Origin of the sequence: Streptomyces sp. NPDC049887, from assembly GCF_040656535.1 — a bacterium.
In the GTDB taxonomy this organism is placed as follows: Bacteria; Actinomycetota; Actinomycetes; order Streptomycetales; family Streptomycetaceae; genus Streptomyces.
Genome location: NZ_JBFAMM010000005.1, coordinates 197,058 through 217,902, shown reverse-complemented (window position 1 = coordinate 217,902; position 20,845 = coordinate 197,058). Strand labels below are relative to the sequence as shown.

The following is a 20,845-nucleotide window of genomic DNA, read 5'->3' as shown; positions in this document are numbered from 1 at the left end:
TTGCGGCCGAGGTGGCTGGAAGTCAACTCGGCCGCAACGCCAGCGTCAAGGAGTAAATCCTTAACGAGATGACAACGGTGCCATTCGTTATCTAAGTGAAGGCAGGCGTCCCGGCCGGTACCGAGCTGTCCAGAAGTGTCGAATCACCCATTTCGCTGAGTACGAGGGCCAGTGCCCCCAGCACCTCGGCCCGGCTTCCCAGAGCGCCCGGAAGGACGGACAGACGGCGGGCGGCGCTGGGGATGGCGTACCGGGAGACGGAGTCGCGGATCGGCGCGAGGACCAGCTCCCCGGCCTCCGCCAGACCGCCTCCGAGGACCACCCTGCTGGGGTTCAGCAGGTTGCACAGGTTGGCCACGCCGCTGCCGATGTGCCGGCCGACGTCGGCGACGACCCGGCGGCAGCCCGGATCGCCCTCCCGCGCCAGCTGCACGACCCGTTCCATGGTCAGGTCCGGACCGTGGCTGGGCCGGAGCAGCGGCAGCACGTAGCGGGCCGCCGCGAAGGTCTCGAGGCAGCCCCGGTTGCCGCAACGGCAGACGGGCCCCGACTCGTCCAGTGTGATGTGCCCGATCTCCCCCGCGGTACCGCCGGGGCCCCGGTAGATCTGGCCCTCTATGACGAGCCCGGCGCCGACACCGCTGGCGACCTTGATGTAGGCCAGGTCCTTGACCCCGCGGCCACTGCCCCAGACCAGTTCTCCCAGGGCGCCGAGGTTGGCGTCGTTGTCGACGTACACGGGCACGCCCAGCCGGCCGGACAGCTCCTCGCTGGGATTGATGCCGCTCCAGCCCGGCAGGATCGCGGTGGAGCCCAGCGTGCCGGTCTCCACGTCGATCGGCCCGGGCACGCCCAGGCCCACTCCCACGATCTTGTCCTGGCTGATCCCGGTGGCCTCGACAAGCCGTTTGACCAGCTGTTCCGCCCGGTCGAAGCCCTGCGCGGAGGAGGCGTCCACGTCGAGCGGCTCGGACTCCTCGGCGAGGACCTGGTGGGCGAGGTTGCCGATGGCGACGCGCAGGTGCGTATGGCCGAAGTCGACGCCGACGACGATCCCGGCGTCCCCGCTGAGCGAGACGCTGCGGGCACGGCGGCCGCCGGCGGAGGTGGGGGTGACCTCGACGGTCCCGCCGTCCTTCAGCTCTCGGACGATGTTGGAGACGGTGGCGGCGGACAGGCCCGTGCTCCTGGCGATCTCGGCCTGGGTGAGCGACCCGGCCAGCCGCACGGCACGTACGACCCGCTCGAGATTGGCCCGATGCAGAGATGTCTGCGACCCCGGAGTCTCCATCGACTCACACACTCCCGCTCTTCACTCCAACATGTGAACTCTAAGGGGAGCCTTTCGGGCCGCCCCCCGTCAAGACCTGAGCGAAAGCCCGGCGCACGGCCGGAACGCACGAGCACCGCCCGCCGGCGGCTGCCGGCGGGCGGTGGCGGGGCGGGGGGCCGGCTACTTCAGGGCGCCCGCCGTGAGGCCCGCGACGACCTGGCGCTGGAAGACGACGTACGCGGCCAGCACCGGCAGCATCGCCATCACCAGGCCCGCGAACAGGCCCGACCAGTCCCCCTTGTACCCCTGGCTGACGGCCAGCTGCACCAGGCCCTGGGACAGCACCTTGTTCTCCTGCTCGGTGTTCAGCACCGTCGGCAGCATGTACTGGTTCCACTGGCCGAGGAAGTTGAAGATCCCAACGCTGATCAGGCCGGGCTTGGCCATCGGAAGCATGACCTGGAAGAACGTCCGGGTGTGCGAGGCCCCGTCGATCAGTGCCGCCTCCGCGACCGAGGTCGGCAACGTACGGAAGAAGGCGGTCAGGAAGAACACGGTGAACGGCAGCGAGTAGGCGATGTAGACCAGGATCAGGCCGTGGATCGTGTTCAGGAGCTGGATGTTGTTCATGACGTAGAACAACGGGACCAGCGCGAGCATGATCGGGAAGCTCATCCCCCCGATGAAGAGGAAGTAGACGAAGCGGTTGCCCGGGAAGTCGAACCGGGCCAGGACGTAGGCCGCCATCGAGCCCAGCAGAAGGGTGCCCGCGAGGGAGCCGGCCACCACCAGGACGGTGTTCAGGAAGTAGTCGCTCATGTGCGCCTGGCCCCAGGCCCGGGACCAGTTCTCGAAGTGGAGCCGGTCCGGCAGCGACCACGGCGAGCCGAAGATCGCGCTGTCGTCCTTGAAGGACGTCATCACCGCCCACAGCAGCGGCATGACCACCATGAAGGCCCAGAGGACCAGCATGCCGTGCGAGAAGACGTTGAGGACCCTGCCGTCACCGCGCTTCCCGGCCTTCGGCCTCGGGCCGGGCAGATCGGTCTTCACCACGTGCGGCAGGGGCTCCGCGGTGCCGGCGGGAGAGGTTTCGGTCGTCTTCATCTCAGTACTCCAGGCGCTCGCGCCGGCCCAGCTTCATCACGACGGCCGCGAAGGCCAGCGTGACGACCAGCAGGGCGACGCCGATCGTGGTCGCGTAGGCCGCCGCGCCGTCGCGGAACGCCGACTGGTACACGTACAGCACCATCACCGTGGTCGAGTAGTCGGGACCGCCGGGCCCCGTCGTCATGATCTGCACCACCGCGAAGGACTCGGCGCCGAGCGCGAGGATGCCCATGTAGACCCAGCCCGACTGGATGGTGTCCCACAGCAGCGGCAGGGTGATCCGGAAGAAGGTGGTGACCCTGCTCGCGCCGTCCAGCAGCGCCGCCTCGTAGAAGTCCTTCGGGATCGACGCCATGCCCGCGGAGAAGAGGACGACGAAGAAACCGACCGTGGACCAGACCAGGACCGCCATCACACACCACAGGGCGAGGTCCGGGTCACCGAGCCAGAGCGGCTGAACGTCGCCGAGCCCGATCGCCTTGAGCCCGGAGTTGATCGCTCCGCTCTCCGGGTTGTACGCGAACTGGAAGAGCAGGGCGACGATCGCGATCGACAGCACCTGCGGGAAGAAGTAGGCGATCTTGTAGAACGACGACCCCCGCACCCCGGAGACCGCGGCTCCCCTCCGGTGCCGCCCGCCGACGTTGATCATGAAGGCGAAGAACAGGGCGAGGCCGATCGTCACCACCGGCAGCAGCAGCGCGAACAGCAGGCTGTGCTGGAGCGACTTCCAGAAGACGTCGTCGTCCCACAGCCGTGCGTAGTTGTCGAGACCGACCACCGAGAATTCCGGGCTGAGACCGGTCCAGTCAGTGAACGAGTAGTAGATGGACTGGGCGAACGGCCAGAGCACGAAGAGCGCGTACAGCGCCAGGGGCGCCGCCAGGAACCCCACGATGAACCGGTACTTGCCGTGCTGCATGGTTACCGACCCCGATCTTCCGGAGTGTGCCGCCGCTGGTGCTGTGTGCTCCCGGGGGCACGCCGCCCCCGGGAGCACAGGCCGCTCACTGGTGCTTGTACTTCTTGACGGACGAGTCCTGGGCGGCCTTGTCGGCGAAGCCCTGGATCTTGCTGATGGCCTCGGCCGGGGTGAGCCGTCCGGCCATCATCTCGCCCAGACCGGCCACGCCGATCTGCTCCTTCTGGAGCTTGACGTACCAGTCCTGCAGACGGGGGTTGACGACGTTCTCGCCGGCCTTCTCCAGCGCGGCGACGCCCGACCTCAGCCCCGGCGTCAGCTCGATGCCGTCGGTGCCGCCGTTGAACGCGGTCAGCGACTTGACCTGCTTGGTGAAGTTCTTCGAGGACTCCTCGCCGAGCATGATGCGCAGCTGCTCCATGCCGCCCTCGACGTTCTTCGCCTTCGCCGGGACGATGAACGGCTCACCGCCGGAGGCCCAGAGGGTGCCGAAGGGCATCCTGTCCGAGGCGTCCAGGCCGGACGGCGCCGAGACGGCCAGGTCGAAGTCCTTCGGCATGGTGCCGGCGGCCTCGTTCTCCACCCAGGAGCCGTTGGGGATGAACAGCGCCTTGCCCTTGGTCCAGGCGGTCTGGGACTGGATGTGGTCCAGGCCAGGGGTGCCCTGGAGGATGTAGCCCTTCTTGTGGAGCTCGTAGTACGCCTCGAACGCGGCCTTGACGGCCGGGTGCTTCCAGGCGTTGGGCTCCAGGTTGTCGATGGACTCCAGGACCTCCCGGCCGCCGATCTTGGCGATGAAGGGGTAGAGCGAGAAGGGGAGGTAGTAGGGGTGCTTGCCGGCGTACGTCCAGCCCGCGATGCCCTGCTTCTTCGCCTTCTCGCACAGGGCGAGCATCTCGTCCCAGGTCTCGGGGTACTGCGCGTCGAGCCGGTCGAGCGCGGTCCGCGAGTACCAGACGCCGTAGACGGTGTAGGCGTAGTAGAGGATCCACACGGGCGCGCCGTCGAACTGGCCCATCTCGACGATGCCGGGGCGCAGGGTGTCCCGCACCTTCTTGTTCGGGTCGTCGACGGAGGGCGCGTCCAGCAGCGGGGTGAGGTCGGCGAGCTGCTTCTTGGCGACGAGGACGCCCATGTCCATCTGCTCGGCGCCGGAGTTGTCGATGAGGTCCGGCGGGGTGCCGCCGTTGAAGCGGGGCTGGAGCTCGGACTGGATCTTCTGGGTGGCCTTGTGCTTGACCTTGGGCGCCTTGGGGAAGGCCGCGTTGTACTTCTTCTCCGCGTCGATCGCGTACTGCTGCCCGAAACCCCCGTCGAAGATGACGACTTCGAGGGCCGCGGTCTCGTTGACGCCGAGCGGGTTGGTCTTGGTGACCTTCCCCTTCTCGACCTTGGAGCCGCCGGCTCCGCCGTCGCCGCTCGCGCAGGCGGACAGGAAGCTCATCGTGGGAATGGTGACCAGGCCGAGCGCCGCGGACCGCTTGATCAGGTCGCGGCGGCCGAGACCGCCGTTCGAGTGGCCGGAGGTGGATCCCATGCTCAAGTCCTCGCCTTCTCCAGGACTCAGGCGGTGAACCGGTCGCCCGCCTTCCTGGGATGAAGGGCCCCGCCACCGCGGTCAATTGCTGAAGCTGGTCGTGCAGGGGTAATACCGTGGCAGTGGGAACGGACTTCTGCCCGGGCCGCAGACGATACTTCGCCTGCCCGTTCCCCCGGCCCTTCGCCGTGACTTCCGGCGAGGCGGACGCCGACAGGTATAGTCCACTTTCCGCGGGCGGAGCAAGATCGAAAGCAAGGTTGCGCGGCAGTCTTTCCCGAGTTGAGACCTCCCGCACACGGTAGCGGCGGGCGCCGGTAAACCGCCGCGGGAAACTCGCCGGACCGGCTGGAATCCAACCCGGCGCACCGTCAACACCCTTGACACCATGCGGCACTTACCCCCTACTGGTGCCTGCGCATTGCTCCTGACAACGTTGTCCATCGCTTCGGCGGGAGGAACGGCTTCGACATGCGGCCAAGATCCAGCCCCAGGCACCCCCACGCCCGCTCGGCCGCCCTTGTGGCGGCCGCTTCCCTGCTGGCGGTGACGGCGCAGTCGGCGGCCGTCGCCCTGCCCGCCCGTCCCCCGGCCCCCGCGCCGGAGTTCTCCAGTTCGTTCGAGGCGGACGAGGCCCAGCCCGACTGGCGCAACACCGTGGACACGGGTCCGGACGGCGCGAAGCGGTCCGACGGGGTGGACGGCGGCTTCGCCTCGGGCATACCGGGCAACGTCACCGACAAGGTCGTCGAACTGCGCGCCAGCGGCGAGAACGCCGGCGCCGGTGAGACCAAGGAGAACCTGGTCGACCTCCAGCCCTCCACCAAATGGCTCACGTTCGAACCCACGGGCTGGGTCGAGTTCGACACGGACAGCCCCGTCAGGGTCGTCACCTACGCGCTGACCTCGGCCAACGACTTCGACGAGCGCGACCCGAGGGACTGGACGCTCAAGGGCTCGGAGAACGGCGAGGACTGGACGGTCCTGGACACCCGCGAGGGCCAGACGTTCGAGAAGCGCTTCCAGACGAAGACGTACGGCATCGCCCCGGAGAAGGCCGGCTCGTACGCGCACTACCGTCTGGAGATCACCCGCAACAACGGGGCCTCGGGCATCGTCCAACTCGCCGACGTACAGTTCTCCGACGGCGACACCGGCAGCCCGGTGCCGGAGGACATGCGCAGCCACGTCGACCGCGGTCCGGCGGGCTCCCCCACCGCGAAGGCCAACGCCGGCTTCACCGGAAAACGCGCCCTGCGGTACGCGGGCACGCACAAGCCGGACGGCCGCGCGTACTCGTACAACAAGGTCTTCGACGTCGACCTGGACGTGCGGCGGGACACGGAGTTGTCGTACCGGATCTTCCCGTCGATGGCCGAGACCGATCTGAACTACCCGGCCACCAGCGTGGCGGTCGATCTCGCGTTCACCGACGGCACCCGTCTGAGCGACCTCCGTGCGGTGGACTCGCACGGAGGACGGTTGACGCCACAGGGACAGGGCGCCGCGAAGCGGCTCTACGTCAACCAGTGGAACCAGGTCGCGTCCCGGATCGGCTCGGTGGCCGCCGGCAAGACCGTGGACCGGATCCTCGTGGCCTACGACGCGCCCAAGGGCCCGGCGAAGTTCCAGGGGTGGATCGACGACGTCCGCATCGCCCCGAAGACGCCGGAGAAGCGGCTCGCGCGTCTGTCGGACTACGCCTCGACCGTGCGCGGGACCAACTCCAGCGGTTCGTTCTCGCGCGGCAACACCTTCCCGGCGACGGCCGTCCCGCACGGCTTCAACTTCTGGACGCCGGTGACCAACGCCGGCTCGCTGAGCTGGCTGTACGAGTACGCGCGCGCCAACAACGCCGACAACCTGCCCACGGTGCAGGCCTTCAGCGCCAGCCACGAGCCGAGCCCGTGGATGGGCGACCGGCAGACCTTCCAGCTGATGCCGTCCGTCGCCGAGGGCACCCCGGACACGGGCCGGGCCGCCCGCGCCCTGCCGTTCCGCCACGAGAAGGAGACCGCCCGCCCGCACTACTACGGCGTGACGTTCGAGAACGGGCTGAAGGCTGAGATCACCCCGACGGACCACGCGGCGATGATGCGGTTCACCTACCCCGGCGACCACGCGTCGGTCGTCTTCGACAACGTCACGGAGCAGGCCGGGCTGACGCTCGATCCGCAGACCCGCTCCTTCACCGGCTACTCCGACGTGAAGAGCGGACTGTCCACGGGCGCCACCCGGCTGTTCGTGTACGGCGTCTTCGACGCGCCCGTCACCTCGTCCGCGTCCCAGGGCGTCAAGGGCCACCTCCGGTTCGACGCCGGTGCGGACCGCACGGTCACCCTGCGCATCGCCACCTCGCTGATCAGCGTCGACCAGGCCAGGAAGAACCTCGCGCAGGAGATCCCCGCGTCCGCGTCCTTCGGCCGCGTCAAGGAGCGTGCGCAGGACGCCTGGGACGACCTGCTCGGCCGGGTCGAGGTCGAGGGCGCCACCCACGACCAGCTCGTGACCCTCTACTCCTCGCTCTACCGGCTGTACCTCTACCCGAACTCCGGGTTCGAGAAGGTCGACGGCAAGGACAGGTACGCCAGCCCCTTCTCGCCGCAGACCGGCCCGGACACCCCGACCCGCACGGGCGCGAAGATCGTCGACGGCCGGGTGTACGTCAACAACGGCTTCTGGGACACCTACCGGACGACCTGGCCGGCCTACTCCTTCCTCACCCCCGGGAAAGCGGGCGAACTGGTGGACGGATTCGTCCAGCAGTACCGGGACGGCGGCTGGATCTCCCGCTGGTCCTCCCCCGGTTACGCCGATCTGATGACCGGCACCTCCTCCGACGTCGCATTCGCCGACGCCTATGTGAAGGGCGTCCGCGGCTTCGACGCGGAGGAGGCGTACGAGGCGGCGCTGAAGAACGCGACGGTGGCCCCGCCGCACCGGGGCGTGGGCCGCAAGGGCATGGAGACCTCTCCGTTCCTCGGCTACGCCTCCACCGAGACGCACGAGGGCCTGTCGTGGTCGCTGGAGGGCTACCTCAACGACTACGGCCTCTCGAGGATGGCCGACGCCCTCCACGCGAAGACGAAGAAGGCGCGCTACAAGGACGAGTCCGCGTACTTCCGGAACCGGGCCCGGAACTACGTGACGCTGTTCGACGAGAAGGCGGGATTCTTCCAGGGGCGCGATCTCAAGGGTGACTGGCGGGTTCCGTCGCAGGAGTACGACCCCCGGGTCTGGGGTCACGACTACACCGAGACCAACGGCTGGGGCTACGCCTTCACCGCGCCGCAGGACAGCCGCGGTCTGGCGAACCTCTACGGCGGCCGGCCGGCCCTCGGGAAGAAGCTGGACACCTACTTCGCCACCCCGGAGACGGCGTCACCGGAGTTCGTCGGCTCGTACGGCAGCGTCATCCACGAGATGACCGAGGCCCGTGACGTGCGGATGGGCATGTACGGGCACTCCAACCAGGTCGCCCACCACGTCACCTACATGTACAACGCCGCCTCGCAGCCGTGGAAGACGCAGGAGAAGGTGCGCGAGGTGCTGTCCCGCCTCTACACCGGCAGCGAGATCGGTCAGGGCTACCACGGCGACGAGGACAACGGCGAGCAGTCGGCCTGGTTCCTGTTCTCCGCGCTCGGCTTCTATCCGCTGGTGATGGGCAGCGGGGAGTACGCGGTCGGCTCGCCGCTGTTCACCAAGGCGACGGTCCACCTGGAGAACGGCCGCGAACTCGTGGTGAAGGCGCCCCGGAACAGCGCCCGCAACATCTACGTCCAGGGCCTGAGGGTGAACGGCAAGCGCTGGAACTCCACCGCTCTCCCGCACGCGTTGCTGGCGCGTGGAGGCACGCTGGAGTTCGACATGGGCCCGAAGCCGTCGCGCTGGGGCACGGGCAGGGGCGCGGCGCCCGTCTCGGTCACCGAGGACGACGAGGTGCCCTCGCCCCGCCGCGACGCGACCAGCGGCACGGGCGCGCTCTTCGACGACACCTCCGGTACGGAGGCGGCGCTGGAGGCGGCCGTGGACCTGCCGGTCGCGGAGGGCACCCGGGCCGTGCAGTACACGCTCACCTCGGCGGCCCGCGGCAAGGCTCCGGTCGGCTGGGTGCTGCAGGGCTCCCGGGACGGCACGGCCTGGACCGATCTGGACAGACGGTCCGGCGAGTCGTTCGCGTGGGACCGGCAGACACGGGTCTTCACGGTCGCGCGCCCCGGCACGTACCGGCAGTACCGGCTGGTCCCGGCCGTGGGCGCGGTGAAGCCCGTGCTGGCGGAGGTCGAACTGATCTCCTGACCGCTCCCGCGTACTCGTGTCCGAGGCCGCAGTCCCCTTTGGGGCTGCGGCCTCCGCGCCGCTTCGCCGCCGCGGCGGTGACCTGTCCGCGCACGGCCCCGGGCACCTGACCGCCGTCGCCGACCAGCCCGGCCGCCGCACACGCGAAACGCTCGGCCGGGGAAACCCCGGCCGAGCGCCTGCGCGAACCGTTCGCGGCCTGATCGACACGACCACGTGCTGCTGCGACCCGGGGACCCGCCGGGCGCGGTACGGCCCTTCGCCGTACTGCCGGACCGCCTGTACCGCGGGTGGCAGTGCGGCGGTACCGCCGTGCGGATGCCGGTACCGCCGTGCCGATGGCGCTCCGGTCGGGTGTCCGGAGCGCCACCGGGTCGCCTACTTGCGGATCAGGCTCCGGAGCACGTACTGCATGATGCCGCCGTTGCGGTAGTAGTCCGCCTCACCGGGGGTGTCGATGCGGACGACCGCGTCGAACTCCACACCGGTGTCGGTGGTCACCTTCACCGTGCGGGGCGTCGTGCCCTCGTTGAGCTCGGTGACACCGGCGATGGAGAACGTCTCCTCGCCCGTCAGGCCGAGGGACTCGGCCGAGGCGCCCTCGGGGAACTGCAGCGGGAGGACGCCCATGCCGATGAGGTTCGAGCGGTGGATGCGCTCGTAGGACTCGGCGATGACGGCCTTGACGCCGAGGAGCGCGGTGCCCTTGGCGGCCCAGTCGCGGGACGAGCCGGAGCCGTACTCCTTGCCGGCGAGGACGACCAGCGGGATGCCCTGCTCGATGTAGTTGCGGGAGGCGTCGTAGATGAACGACACCGGAGCCGCGTCAGCAGTCGCGGACCGGGTGAAGTCGCGGGTGTAGCCGCCCTCGGTGCCCGGCGCGATCTGGTTGCGCAGGCGGATGTTGGCGAAGGTACCGCGGATCATGACCTCGTGGTTGCCGCGGCGCGAGCCGTAGGAGTTGAAGTCGCGGCGCTCGACACCGTGCTCGGTGAGGTACTTGCCCGCCGGGGTGTCGGCCTTGATGGCGCCGGCCGGGGAGATGTGGTCGGTGGTGACCGAGTCGCCGAGCTTGGCGAGGACGCGGGCGCCCTCGATGTCGGTGACCGGGGTGGTCTCCATCGTCATGCCCTCGAAGTACGGGGGCTTGCGGACGTAGGTCGACTCGGCGTCCCACTCGAAGGTGTTCCCGGTCGGGATCGGCAGCGCCTGCCACTGGGCGTCGCCCGCGAAGACGTCCTGGTAGGACTTGTTGAACATGTCCTCGCCGATGGCGTTGGCCACGACGTCGTTGACCTCGGCCTCGGAGGGCCAGATGTCCTTGAGGTAGACCGGGTTGCCCTCGGTGTCGGTGCCGAGCGCCTCGCGGGTGATGTCCACCTTCATGGAGCCCGCGAGGGCGTAGGCGACGACCAGCGGCGGGGACGCCAGGTAGTTCATCTTGACGTCGGGGTTGATCCGGCCTTCGAAGTTGCGGTTGCCGGAGAGCACCGAGGTGACGGCCAGGTCGTGGTCGTTGACGGCCTTGGAGACCTCCTCCGGCAGCGGACCGGAGTTGCCGATGCAGGTGGTGCAGCCGTAGCCGACGAGGTTGAAGCCGACCTTGTCGAGGTACGGGGTCAGGCCCGCCTTGTCGAAGTAGTCGGTGACGACCTTGGAGCCCGGGGCGAGGGTGGTCTTGACCCACGGCTTGCGGGTCAGGCCCTTCTCGACCGCCTTCTTGGCCACCAGCGCGGCGGCGACCATGACGTAGGGGTTCGAGGTGTTGGTGCAGGAGGTGATCGCGGCGACGGTGACGGCGCCGTGGTCGATCTCGTACGTCGAGCCGTCGGGGGCGGTGACCGTGGTCGGCTTCGACGGGGCGCCGTTCGGGGAGATCGCCGGGGCGTCGGAGGCCGGGAAGGACTCCTTGCCGGCCTCGTCGACGTCGTCGACGTAGTTGCGGACGTCCAGTGCGAACTGCTGGGCGGCGTCGGCGAGGACGATGCGGTCCTGCGGGCGCTTCGGGCCGGCGATGGAGGGGACGACCGTGGAGAGGTCGAGCTCCAGCTTCTCGGAGAAGTCGGGCTCGGCGGCCGGGTCGAGCCACAGCCCCTGCTCCTTGGCGTACGCCTCGACGAGCGCGACCTGCTGCTCGCTGCGTCCGGTGAGCTTGAGGTAGTTCAGGGTCTCGTCGTCGATCGGGAAGATCGCGGCGGTGGAGCCGAACTCCGGCGACATGTTGCCGATGGTGGCGCGGTTCGCGAGGGAGGTGGCGGCGACGCCCTCGCCGTAGAACTCGACGAACTTGCCGACGACGCCGTGCTTGCGCAGCATCTCGGTGATCGTGAGGACGAGGTCGGTGGCGGTGGTGCCGGGCTGCAGCTCGCCGGTGAGCTTGAAGCCGACGACGCGCGGGATGAGCATCGAGACGGGCTGGCCGAGCATGGCGGCCTCGGCCTCGATGCCGCCGACGCCCCAGCCGAGCACGCCGAGGCCGTTGACCATGGTGGTGTGCGAGTCGGTGCCGACGAGGGTGTCGGGGTAGGCCTGGCCGTTCCGGACCATGACGGTGCGGGCCAGGTGCTCGATGTTCACCTGGTGGACGATGCCGGTGCCGGGCGGGACGACCTTGAACTCGTCGAAGGCGGTCTGGCCCCAGCGCAGGAACTGGTAGCGCTCCTTGTTGCGGCCGTACTCCAGCTCCACGTTCTGCGCGAAGGAGTCCGGGGTGCCGAACTTGTCGGCGATGACGGAGTGGTCGATGACCAGCTCGGCGGGGGCGAGCGGGTTGATCTTCGCCGGGTCGCCGCCGAGCGCCTTGACGGCCTCGCGCATGGTGGCGAGGTCCACGACACAGGGCACGCCGGTGAAGTCCTGCATGATCACGCGGGCCGGCGTGAACTGGATCTCCTGGCTCGGCTGCGCCTGCGAGTCCCAGCCGCCGAGCGCCCGGATGTGGTCGGCGGTGATGTTCGCGCCGTCCTCGGTGCGGAGCAGGTTCTCCAGGAGGACCTTGAGGCTGTAGGGGAGGCGCGCGGAGCCCTCGACCTTGTCCAGCCTGAAGATCTCGTACGACTCGTCACCCACGCTCAGCGTGCTGCGGGCGTCGAAGCTGTTCGCCGACACGACAGTCTCCTTCATCAATGTGCGCGTACTGACCGCATCCTGCCGCCTGCGACTCGCCCGGATCCGCTAAGGTAAGGCTTAGTTAGGTCACCCTTACTCGGCGGCCCGGCGGAAAGTGGTTGCGGTGCGCTTTCTGCAGATATCTCGATGTCGAGATAACTCTAGTACATGACCGCTGACGGGTCATGTCCGAACGCAAGTGACGGACGCCGCACCGAGGCCCACAGGACGGCACCGCCGCGCCCCGAGCCGGACGGACGGCGGCAGGCGCGCACCCGCGCCCCCGGGCGACGGACGACCCGCCGCCGCGTCCCCGGGGACGCCGGGGACCCCGGGGACGCCGGGCCCGCGACTCGCGGCACCCGGCACCCGGCACCCGGCCCCCGAATGGACCAACCCGCTTTGCCCCGGTTGGGCAGGTGATGGAGCATCAAAGCCAGGTCTCACCCGTATGGTCCACCCCAGTGGACTCCTCATCTCATATCTGAGATAGCCTGCCCCCATGGCAGACGACTACCTCGTACGCATCGGCAAGCTCATCCGTGACGCCCGTCAGCATCGGGGCTGGACACAGTCGCAGCTCGCCGATGCACTCGGCACCAGCCAGAGCGCCGTCAACCGCATCGAACGCGGCAATCAGAACATCAGTCTTGAGATGATCGCCCGGATCGGCGAGGCGCTCGACAGCGAGATCGTGTCCCTGGGCTACGCCGGTCCCATGCATCTGCGGGTCGTCGGCCGGCGCCGCCTCTCCGGCTCCATCGACGTCAAGACGAGCAAGAACGCCTGCGTAGCGCTGCTCTGCGGATCGCTGCTCAACAAGGGACGGACCGTGCTGCGCCGGGTCGCGCGGATCGAGGAGGTCTACCGGCTGCTGGAAGTGCTGCACTCCATCGGCGTGCGCACCCGCTGGATCAACGACGGCACCGACCTCGAGATCGTCCCCCCGGCCCGGCTCGACATGGACGCCATCGACGCGGAGGCCGCGCGGAGGACCCGCTCCATCATCATGTTCCTCGGTCCGCTGCTGCACCGGACGGACCGCTTCCGACTCCCGTACGCCGGCGGCTGCGACCTCGGCACCCGCACCATCGAGCCGCACATGATCGCGCTGCGCCGCTTCGGTCTGGACATCACCGCGACCGAGGGCCAGTACCACGCGGCCGTCGAGAGCTCCGTCGCTCCGGACCGCCCGATCGTGCTGACCGAACGCGGCGACACGGTGACCGAGAACGCCCTGCTGGCGGCCGCCCGCCACGACGGCGTCACCGTGATCCGCAACGCCTCCTCCAACTACATGGTCCAGGACCTGTGCTTCTTCCTGGAGGCCCTGGGCGTACGCGTCGACGGCATCGGCACGACCACGCTGACCGTCCACGGTGTGCCCGAGATCGACGTGGACGTCGACTACTCCCCGTCCGAGGACCCGGTCGAGGCGATGAGCCTGATCGCGGCCGCCGTCGTCACCGAGTCCCAGCTGACGATCCGCCGGGTGCCGATCGAGTTCCTGGAGATCGAACTCGCGGTGCTGGAGGAGATGGGCCTCGACCACGACCGCACCCCCGAGTACACCGCCGACAACGGGCGGACCCGGCTGGTGGACCTGACCGTGCGCCCCTCCAAGCTCGAGGCGCCGATCGACAAGATCCACCCGATGCCGTTCCCCGGCCTGAACATCGACAACGTGCCGTTCTTCGCGGCGATCGCCGCCGTCGCCCAGGGCCAGACCCTCATCCACGACTGGGTCTACGACAACCGCGCCATCTACCTCACCGACCTCAACCGCCTCGGCGGCCGGCTCCAGCTCCTCGACCCGCACCGCGTCCTGGTCGAGGGCCCGACCCGCTGGCGGGCCGCCGAGATGATGTGCCCGCCGGCGCTGCGCCCGGCCGTGGTCGTCCTGCTCGCGATGATGGCGGCCGAGGGGACCTCGGTGCTGCGCAACGTCTACGTCATCAACCGCGGTTACGAGGACCTGGCGGAACGCCTCAACTCTGTGGGCGCGCAGATCGAGATCTTCCGCGACATCTGACCGGGAGGGCGCTGCGGCGCCCGCCTCCGGCCGGTCCGCCCACCGTGCCCGCGTGCCACCGGGGGGCAGACGTCGGCCCGCGGTGGAGGAGCGATCCGGGCGGCCTCAGTCGGTGCCGGACCCCGCCGGCGGGTCGGCGTAGACGCCCCGGAGCATGCCGGTGGCCTGGCCGACCTCGATGAGACGGCCGTCCGGGTCCTGCATGTAGCACCGCAGTTCGGCCTTGCGGTCGAGGGGTTCGGTCAGGAACCGGACGCCCTTCTCCTTCGCGCGGTCGTAGAACTGCGCGATGTCCGCGACGCGGATGTTCATGAACGCCGAAACGGGGTCGCCCGGCTCCGGCGCGGTCAGGGTGATGCCGGGCTTGTCCGGGGTGGGGCCGCCGCCCGGGTTCATGATGATCCAGCTGTTGGCGGCCTTCACGATGGCCGGGTTCTCCGCCAGCACCACCTCGCCGCCGAGGACGTCTGCGTAGAAGTCCCGCGAACGGGCCACGTCGCGCACCGTGAGGAAGTGTGTCAGCAGCAGTCCGGTCTCCGGCGCCGGGAGAACGGGCAGGTCGGGCAGATCGGGCATGTCAGCCCCCTTGGCGTCGGTGGTGCCGCGGCCGCTGCCGGGCCCACCGGTCGGGATCGTCCTCCAGCGCCGCCCTGTCCCACCCTCCGTGCTCGGCCGCCGCCTCGTAGGTCGTGTGCAGGAACTCGGCGAGGGCCCGGTCGGGGTCCTCGGCGGTGCGGACCGCCTCGTACGGCAGGAGGAACTGGCCGTTGTCCTTGCTGTAGAACGCGGCCTCGGGCGCGACCGCGTGGTCGGCGAAGCCGTCGGGTTCGGGATAGGCGTACGCGTAGAAGGCGCCCTCCTCCCCGCCCCCAGGCCAGAAGCCGCAGCTGCTCAGCTCGCGGGAGTAGCCCTCCTCCATCACCCAGTCGCCGCAGTTCGGCGCCCCGCCCGGGTGGCGCGGTGCCGGCCTTCCGGAGAAGCGGGTGCAGGCCAGGTCCATCGCGCCCCAGAAGAAGTGGACCGGGCTGACCTTGCCCACGTAGTACGAGCGGAACTCGCCCAGCACCCGGTCCGCCTGCAGCAACTGCCGCCAGAACAGGTGTGCTGCGGTGGGGTCGTAGGTGTCGTGCCGGTCGTCCTCGGCGAAGGGGATGGCCACTTCGACCTCGTTCGGGGCCGGCTGGATCCTCGTCGGAATCCCGAGTTCACCGAGGGCCTGCATCGTCTCGCGATAGAAGTCCGCCACCGGTTTGGGCTCGAGTGCGACGGTGCGGACGTCGCCCTCACTGGTGCGGACGACCAGCCGGTGGTCGACAAAGTCGAACTCGATGTCGAAGACACCCGACCGGTAGGGGATCGCGGACGTCGTCAGGCCGCGGGGACTGACGTACGAGGTGACCTGCCACCAGTGGTTGAGCAATGGGGCGTGCGCCAGCCTGATCTTGCCCACGATCTGCATCCACATGTGGAGCGTGTCCCGTGTCGCGGTCCAGTCGGCCACGCGCAGCGCGGGCCAGGTGCTCGGCGCGCCGGTTGCGTGCTCCCCCGTCATACCGCCTCCCTCCGTCGGAACGGGGCGATGCCGACAACGCTGCCACTGACTGAGGCACCGGGCAACCGCTCGGCCGGGGGCCGGAGGGCAGGGAAGCCGGAGGGCGGGGAAGCCGGAGGGCGGGGAAGCCGGAGGGCGGGAGATTTCGAGGGCCGGGGCTCGACGGTGCGGTCTACGACGGTGCACCCGACGTGGGCCCCGGAAGCCGCTCCGGCGATGTGCCCTCCGACGGTCCGGAGTCGACCCGAGGCCTGGTCCTGGTGGAGGCCCTGGCGGTGTCCCGGGGCGACCACGGTGGGTGACCACGGCGCATGGGTGCGGTTCCCACTGCCTGCGGCCCGAACGGCGGTGGGTGCGGTGCGCGTCAGCGTCCTCCCGGCCCTGCCGTGCCCTTCAGTCGCGCGATGTCCGCGGGACGCACCTGGATGACGAACAGCGCGATCAGCGCGGCGACTCCGGTGAACACCGCGGCCAGTACGAATGCGGCGCTGGTCCCGGCCGCGAGCACCTGTTCGCCCCAGGGCGGCGGCAGCTGCCCGGTGCGCTCGTGGAGCAGTCGCTGCGGCGGGGTCGCCCGGGCGAGGAACTCCGGCGCCAGCCGGGCCGCCTCGTGCGCGGCCGCCGCGCCGAAGACCGTGACCAGGACGGACAGACCGAGCGACCCGCCGAGCTGCTGACTGGTGTTGAGCAGCCCCGAGGCCGCGCCCGACTCGTGCGGCGGGACGTGGGACAGCGCCATGAGGGTGAGCGAGACGAACTGCAGCCCCATGCCGAAGCCGAATATGATCATCGGACCGAGGATGTCGCCCGCGTACGTGGCGTGGACGTCGACACCGGTCAGCCAGGACAGTCCGGCCGTGGCGAGCAGCGACCCGGTCACCATGAAGGGCTTGGGCCCGAACCGGGGCAGGAGGCGCGAGGCCAGGCCCGCGCCGGTCGCGATCACCGCGCTGACGGGAAGGAAGGACAGACCAGCCCGCAACGGACTGAAGCCGAGCACGTTCTGAACAAAGAGCGTCAGGAAGAAGAACATCCCGAACATCGCCGCGGCGAGGCTGAGCATCATCCCGTAGGTGCCCGCACGGTTGCGGTCGGCGAACATGTGCAGCGGGGTGATCGGCTGCCTGGAACGGGTCTCCACCAGGAGGAACACCGTGAGGACCACGGCGGCGGAGGCGAAGGACGCCAGCGTGACCCCGTCCCGCCAGCCGTCCTGGGCGGCGCGGATGAAGGCGTAGACGAGCAGCACCATGCCGAGTGTGGAGGTCAGGGCGCCGGCGACGTCGAAGTGCCCCGGGTGGCGTGCGGACTCGCGGATGCGGCGCGGGGCGGCGAGGACGATGAGCAGTCCGATGGGAACGTTGACGAAGAACACCCAGCGCCAGTCCAGCCATTCGACGGTGACGCCGCCCGCGAGGAGTCCGATGGCGCCGCCGGCCGCGGACACGGCTGCGAAGATTCCGAACGCCCGGTTCCGCTCCGGTCCCTCCCGGAACGTCGTGCTGATCAGGGCGAGGGCGGTCGGGGAGGCGACGGCGCCGCCCGCGCCCTGCAGGGCGCGGGCGGCCAGCAGTTGCGGGGCGTTCTGCGCGAGGCCGCCGAGCAGTGAAGCGACGACGAAGACCAGTACGCCGGTGATGAACACCCGCCGCCGGCCGAGGATGTCGCCCGTGCGTCCGCCGAGGAGCAGCAGGCCGCCGAAGGCGAGCGTGTAGGCGCTCACCACCCAGGCCAGACCCGTGGTGGAGAAGTGCAGCGATCGCTGGATGTGCGGGAGGGCGATGTTCACGATGGTGGCGTCGAGGACGACCATCAACTGGCACGAGGCGATGACCAGCAGAGCGATCCCGGTTCCGTCGCCCCGGGCGGGGGCGGCGGAGCGTGGTGCGGGCGTGGGCCGGGGCGTGGTCATGGCATGGCTGCCTGGTCGGACGTCGGGCATCCGTCCTTCGACCGTAAGCCCGGCCGGAGGGGTCGACCAGTTGATCAGATGCGGGCCGCGCAGGTGGGCCGGTTGATCAACTGGGGAGGGCACTGTTCGAGTTCGGCGGGAGGGACGCAGGTTCGGGGCGTCCGGGGGCGAGGGGGCGACCGGGGCGAGGCGGGGCATCGGCAGCAACGGTTGCGGAGGACGTTCGCGACAGCGGCTGCCGGAGACCGACCACAGCGGGTGACGGTACCCGGCCGTGCCGGGGTGCCGGGACCACGTGTGATGGCCCCTCCGTCAGCGGACGCCGAGGGTGCGCTTGGTGCGCGGCTCCACCGGTTCCTCACCGGCCTGCGCCCAGAGCGAGCGGACGTGGCCGAGGTGGCGGGCCATGCACTCCTCGGCGGCGAGCTCGTCACCGGTGAGCATGAGGTCCAGCAGTTCGTGGTGCTCCTCCGCGGAGGCGACCAGCAGGCCGAGTTCGTCGAGCCGCGTCAGCCCGTAGAGCCGTGACCGCTTGCGCAGGTCGCCTACGGTCTCGACGAGACGGTCGTTGCCGGCCAGGGAGAGCAGGCCGAGGTGGAAGCGGCGGTCGGCGTCGAGGTAGCCGATCAGGTTGTGGTTGCCCGCGTGCTCCACGATCTCCTCGGCCACCGGGCGCAGTGCCTCGAGCTGGGCCCCGGTGGCGATCTGCGTGACCCGGCCGATGGTCGGCACCTCGATCAGGGCGCGGAGTTCGGTGTACTGGTCGAGGTCGCGCTCGCTGACCTCGGTGACACGGAAGCCCTTGTTGCGCACGGGTTCGACCAGTCCCTCGCGGGCGAGGTCCAGCATGGCCTCCCGGACCGGTGTGGCGGAGATCCCGAAGTCCGCAGCGAGTCCGGGCGCGGAGTACACATGACCGGGGCGGAGTTCACCGGCGACCAGCGCGGCCCGCAGGGCGTGGGCGACCTGGTCGCGCAGCCGCTCCTGAGCGGTGATCAGGCCGATCTGCTTCAGGTCCCCCATGGCGTTTCCTCCGAGAATCCAGTGGAGGGCAAGCGTACAATGTCACGTTTCCCTGCCCTCTTCGGTCGTGGCCGCGCTGTGGACTGCGGCGGCCACGGCAAGATCCTCCCAGGCCATGCCCACGCTCTTGAAGAGCTGTGGACAACCGGGGGCGGGACGGGCGCGACCGGTGACCAGGTCGGCCAGCGTTCCCCTGATGTGGTCCGGTCCGACCGCCCCCTCGGCTTCGGGGAGGAGGATGTCCCCCGCCTCGCGTCGGGCGGCCGTTCGCGCCTCGACGTACACGGCCGATCGGCGGACGAGTGCGGTGTCGGTCTCGCGGGCGTCCGGTTCGTGGGAGCCGACGGCTATGACGGCGGCATGGCCGGGGACCGGACCGCCGTCGAACAGCGGCTCGCGCGAGGTGGTGCAGCACAGCACGAGGTCGGCGCCGGCGACGTCGTCGGGCGTGCCGGTACGGGCGTCCGTACCGAGTGAGCGGGCATGCGCGGCGAGCGCCTCGGCGTTCTCGGCACGCCGCGAGACGACGGTGATGCGGGTCAACGGCCTCTGCGCGAGGGCCGCTTCGAGATGCCCGTACGCCTGGGGGCCCGCACCGAAGATCACCGCGTGGCGGGCGTCGGGCGCGGCGAGGTGCCTCAGGGCGACGGCGGAGACGGCGGGGGTGCGCAGGGCGGTCAGCGCGGGGGCGTCCAGAAGGGCCAGTGGCATCAGGGTCGCGCCGTCGAGGAGCAGGTAGCCGCCGGTGATGCGCGGCAGTCCGCGGGCGGGATTGGCCGGTGCTACGCCCGCGATCTTCACCCCCGCGAGGCCGCCCGCTGCGGCCGGCATGAGCAGCAACTGACCCGATGGCAGGAACACCTGGGTACGGGGTGGGCCCTCCTCCGGGTCGAGGCCGTCGAGCAGTGCGGCCTCGACCGCGTCGGCCGCGGCCGACGGCGTCAGCAGTCGGGCGACATCGGCGGCGTCGAGGTGGCGCGGTGCCGGAAAGCCCGCGTTCACAGGAGGAAGCCTCCGGGGAACGGGTCGGACGGATCGAGGAAGTACTGGGCCGTGCCGGTGATCCAGGCCCGGCCCGTGACGGCGGGGATCACTGCGGGCAGCCCGCCGACGGAGGTCTCCCCGACGAGACGGCCTTTGAACTCGGTCCCGATGAACGACTCGTTGACGAAGTCCCGGCCGAGGGGGAGCTCGCCGCGGGCGTGCAGCTGTGCCATGCGGGCGCTGGTGCCGGTGCCGCACGGGGAGCGGTCGAACCAGCCCGGGTGGATGGCCATGGCGTGCCGGGAGCGTACGGCGTCCGAGCCGGGTGCGGTGAGGTGGACGTGCTTGACGCCCGCGATGCCGGGGTCCTCCGGGTGAACGGGCCGGTCGGTGCTGTTGATGGCGTCCATGACGGCGAGGCCGGCCGCGAGCAGGTCGTCCTTGCGGTCGCGGTCGAAGGGCAGCCCGAGGTCGTCGAGGGAGACGAAGGCGTAGAAGTTGCCGCCGTACGCCATGTCGTAGGTGACGGTGCCGTATCCGGGGACGTCGGCCTTGAGGCCGAGTCCCAGGCAGAACGAGGGCACGTTGGTGAGCGTGACGGAGCGCGCCTCGCCGTTCTCGACACGGACGTCGACGCAGACGAGCCCGGCGGGGGTGTCGAGACGGACGGTGGTGACCGGTTCGGTGACGGGCACCATGCCGGTCTCGACGAGGACGGTGGCGACGCCGATGGTCCCGTGGCCGCACATGGGCAGCAGTCCGGACACCTCGACGAACAGCACGCCGTGGTCGGCGTCGGGCCGGGTGGGGGGCTGCAGGATCGCGCCGCTCATGGCGGAGTGGCCGCGCGGCTCGTACATCAGCAGGGTGCGGATGTGGTCGAGGTGCGCGGCGAAGTGCAGTCGGCGCTCGGCCATGGTGGCGCCGGGGACGACGCCGACCCCTCCGGTGATGACGCGGGTCGGCATCCCTTCGGTGTGCGAGTCGACGGCGTGGTAGAGGTGGCGGGTACGCATGGGGGGTCTTCCCTTCTCGTGCTGCCCGTTCGCGTGCTGCGCGTTCGCGTGTTGCCCGTTCGCGTGTTGCCCGT

General features: G+C 69.9%; 13 protein-coding genes. 2 read left to right on the top strand and 11 right to left on the bottom strand.

From position 1 onward, the window contains the following. Positions 1-91: 91 nt before the first annotated feature. The 4 genes from AB0J10_RS08655 to ngcE all read right to left on the bottom strand — a co-directional run bounded on the left by AB0J10_RS08655 (position 92) and on the right by ngcE (position 4,842). Positions 92-1,291: an ROK family transcriptional regulator gene (locus AB0J10_RS08655; RefSeq protein ID WP_363059212.1), complete on the bottom strand. Its 1,200-nt coding sequence runs from the start codon at positions 1,289-1,291 to the stop codon at positions 92-94. A gap of 162 nt (positions 1,292-1,453) precedes the next feature. Continuing rightward, positions 1,454-2,380: a carbohydrate ABC transporter permease gene (locus tag AB0J10_RS08650; protein ID WP_363059210.1), complete on the bottom strand. Its 927-nt coding sequence runs from the start codon at positions 2,378-2,380 to the stop codon at positions 1,454-1,456. 1 nt (position 2,381) lies between these two features. After that, positions 2,382-3,305, bottom strand: a complete 924-nt coding sequence (locus AB0J10_RS08645) for a sugar ABC transporter permease (protein ID WP_363059208.1) — start codon at positions 3,303-3,305, stop codon at positions 2,382-2,384. A gap of 85 nt (positions 3,306-3,390) precedes the next feature. Further along, on the bottom strand, positions 3,391-4,842 hold the full coding sequence (ngcE, locus tag AB0J10_RS08640) for an N-acetylglucosamine/diacetylchitobiose ABC transporter substrate-binding protein (protein ID WP_363059206.1): 1,452 nt from the start codon (positions 4,840-4,842) through the stop codon (positions 3,391-3,393). A 471-nt stretch (positions 4,843-5,313) separates the two neighbouring features. Between ngcE and AB0J10_RS08635 the strand changes: the two genes are divergently transcribed. Next, positions 5,314-9,144, top strand: a complete 3,831-nt coding sequence (locus AB0J10_RS08635) for a GH92 family glycosyl hydrolase (RefSeq protein WP_363059204.1) — start codon at positions 5,314-5,316, stop codon at positions 9,142-9,144. Between the two features lie 378 nt (positions 9,145-9,522). On the opposite strand, the gene acnA is transcribed toward AB0J10_RS08635, so the two are convergent. Further along, positions 9,523-12,252: an aconitate hydratase AcnA gene (acnA, locus tag AB0J10_RS08630; protein ID WP_363059202.1), complete on the bottom strand. Its 2,730-nt coding sequence runs from the start codon at positions 12,250-12,252 to the stop codon at positions 9,523-9,525. Between the two features lie 502 nt (positions 12,253-12,754). Here acnA and AB0J10_RS08625 point away from each other — a divergent pair. After that, positions 12,755-14,284, top strand: a complete 1,530-nt coding sequence (locus AB0J10_RS08625) for a UDP-N-acetylglucosamine 1-carboxyvinyltransferase (protein WP_363059200.1) — start codon at positions 12,755-12,757, stop codon at positions 14,282-14,284. A gap of 105 nt (positions 14,285-14,389) precedes the next feature. Here the strand turns inward: AB0J10_RS08625 and AB0J10_RS08620 are convergent, their stop codons facing one another. The 6 genes from AB0J10_RS08620 to AB0J10_RS08595 form a co-directional block, all read right to left on the bottom strand. Beyond that, positions 14,390-14,860 (bottom strand): VOC family protein, encoded by a 471-nt coding sequence (locus AB0J10_RS08620; protein ID WP_363059198.1) that lies wholly within the window; start codon positions 14,858-14,860, stop codon positions 14,390-14,392. A gap of 1 nt (position 14,861) precedes the next feature. Beyond that, the gene (locus tag AB0J10_RS08615; RefSeq protein ID WP_363059196.1) at positions 14,862-15,836 is read right to left on the bottom strand and encodes a DUF5996 family protein; all 975 of its coding nucleotides are present in this window, start codon (positions 15,834-15,836) and stop codon (positions 14,862-14,864) included. A 364-nt stretch (positions 15,837-16,200) separates the two neighbouring features. Next, the gene (locus AB0J10_RS08610) at positions 16,201-17,748 is read right to left on the bottom strand and encodes an MFS transporter (protein ID WP_363059194.1); all 1,548 of its coding nucleotides are present in this window, start codon (positions 17,746-17,748) and stop codon (positions 16,201-16,203) included. Positions 17,749-18,060: 312 nt separating this feature from the next. Beyond that, positions 18,061-18,771 carry a GntR family transcriptional regulator gene (locus AB0J10_RS08605; protein WP_363059192.1) on the bottom strand — a complete coding sequence of 237 codons (711 nt, stop codon included), beginning with the start codon at positions 18,769-18,771 and terminating at the stop codon, positions 18,061-18,063. 42 nt (positions 18,772-18,813) lie between these two features. Beyond that, entirely contained in the window at positions 18,814-19,773 is a 960-nt protein-coding gene (locus AB0J10_RS08600; protein WP_363059190.1) for an NAD(P)-dependent oxidoreductase, read from the bottom strand. Next, the gene (locus AB0J10_RS08595; protein ID WP_363059188.1) at positions 19,770-20,771 is read right to left on the bottom strand and encodes a proline racemase family protein; all 1,002 of its coding nucleotides are present in this window, start codon (positions 20,769-20,771) and stop codon (positions 19,770-19,772) included. Before AB0J10_RS08595 ends, AB0J10_RS08600 begins: the two co-directional genes overlap by 4 nt. Between the last annotated feature and the right edge of the window lie 74 nt (positions 20,772-20,845).

Coding starts and splice junctions, on each gene's coding strand:
- AB0J10_RS08655 (WP_363059212.1), bottom strand. CDS start 1,291: ATGGAGACTCCGGGGTCGCAGACATCTCTGCATCGGGCCAATCTCGAG.
- AB0J10_RS08650 (WP_363059210.1), bottom strand. CDS start 2,380: ATGAAGACGACCGAAACCTCTCCCGCCGGCACCGCGGAGCCCCTGCCG.
- AB0J10_RS08645 (WP_363059208.1), bottom strand. CDS start 3,305: ATGCAGCACGGCAAGTACCGGTTCATCGTGGGGTTCCTGGCGGCGCCC.
- ngcE (WP_363059206.1), bottom strand. CDS start 4,842: ATGGGATCCACCTCCGGCCACTCGAACGGCGGTCTCGGCCGCCGCGAC.
- AB0J10_RS08635 (WP_363059204.1), top strand. CDS start 5,314: ATGCGGCCAAGATCCAGCCCCAGGCACCCCCACGCCCGCTCGGCCGCC.
- AB0J10_RS08625 (WP_363059200.1), top strand. CDS start 12,755: ATGGCAGACGACTACCTCGTACGCATCGGCAAGCTCATCCGTGACGCC.
- AB0J10_RS08620 (WP_363059198.1), bottom strand. CDS start 14,860: ATGCCCGATCTGCCCGACCTGCCCGTTCTCCCGGCGCCGGAGACCGGA.
- AB0J10_RS08615 (WP_363059196.1), bottom strand. CDS start 15,836: ATGACGGGGGAGCACGCAACCGGCGCGCCGAGCACCTGGCCCGCGCTG.
- AB0J10_RS08610 (WP_363059194.1), bottom strand. CDS start 17,748: ATGACCACGCCCCGGCCCACGCCCGCACCACGCTCCGCCGCCCCCGCC.
- AB0J10_RS08605 (WP_363059192.1), bottom strand. CDS start 18,771: ATGGGGGACCTGAAGCAGATCGGCCTGATCACCGCTCAGGAGCGGCTG.
- AB0J10_RS08595 (WP_363059188.1), bottom strand. CDS start 20,771: ATGCGTACCCGCCACCTCTACCACGCCGTCGACTCGCACACCGAAGGG.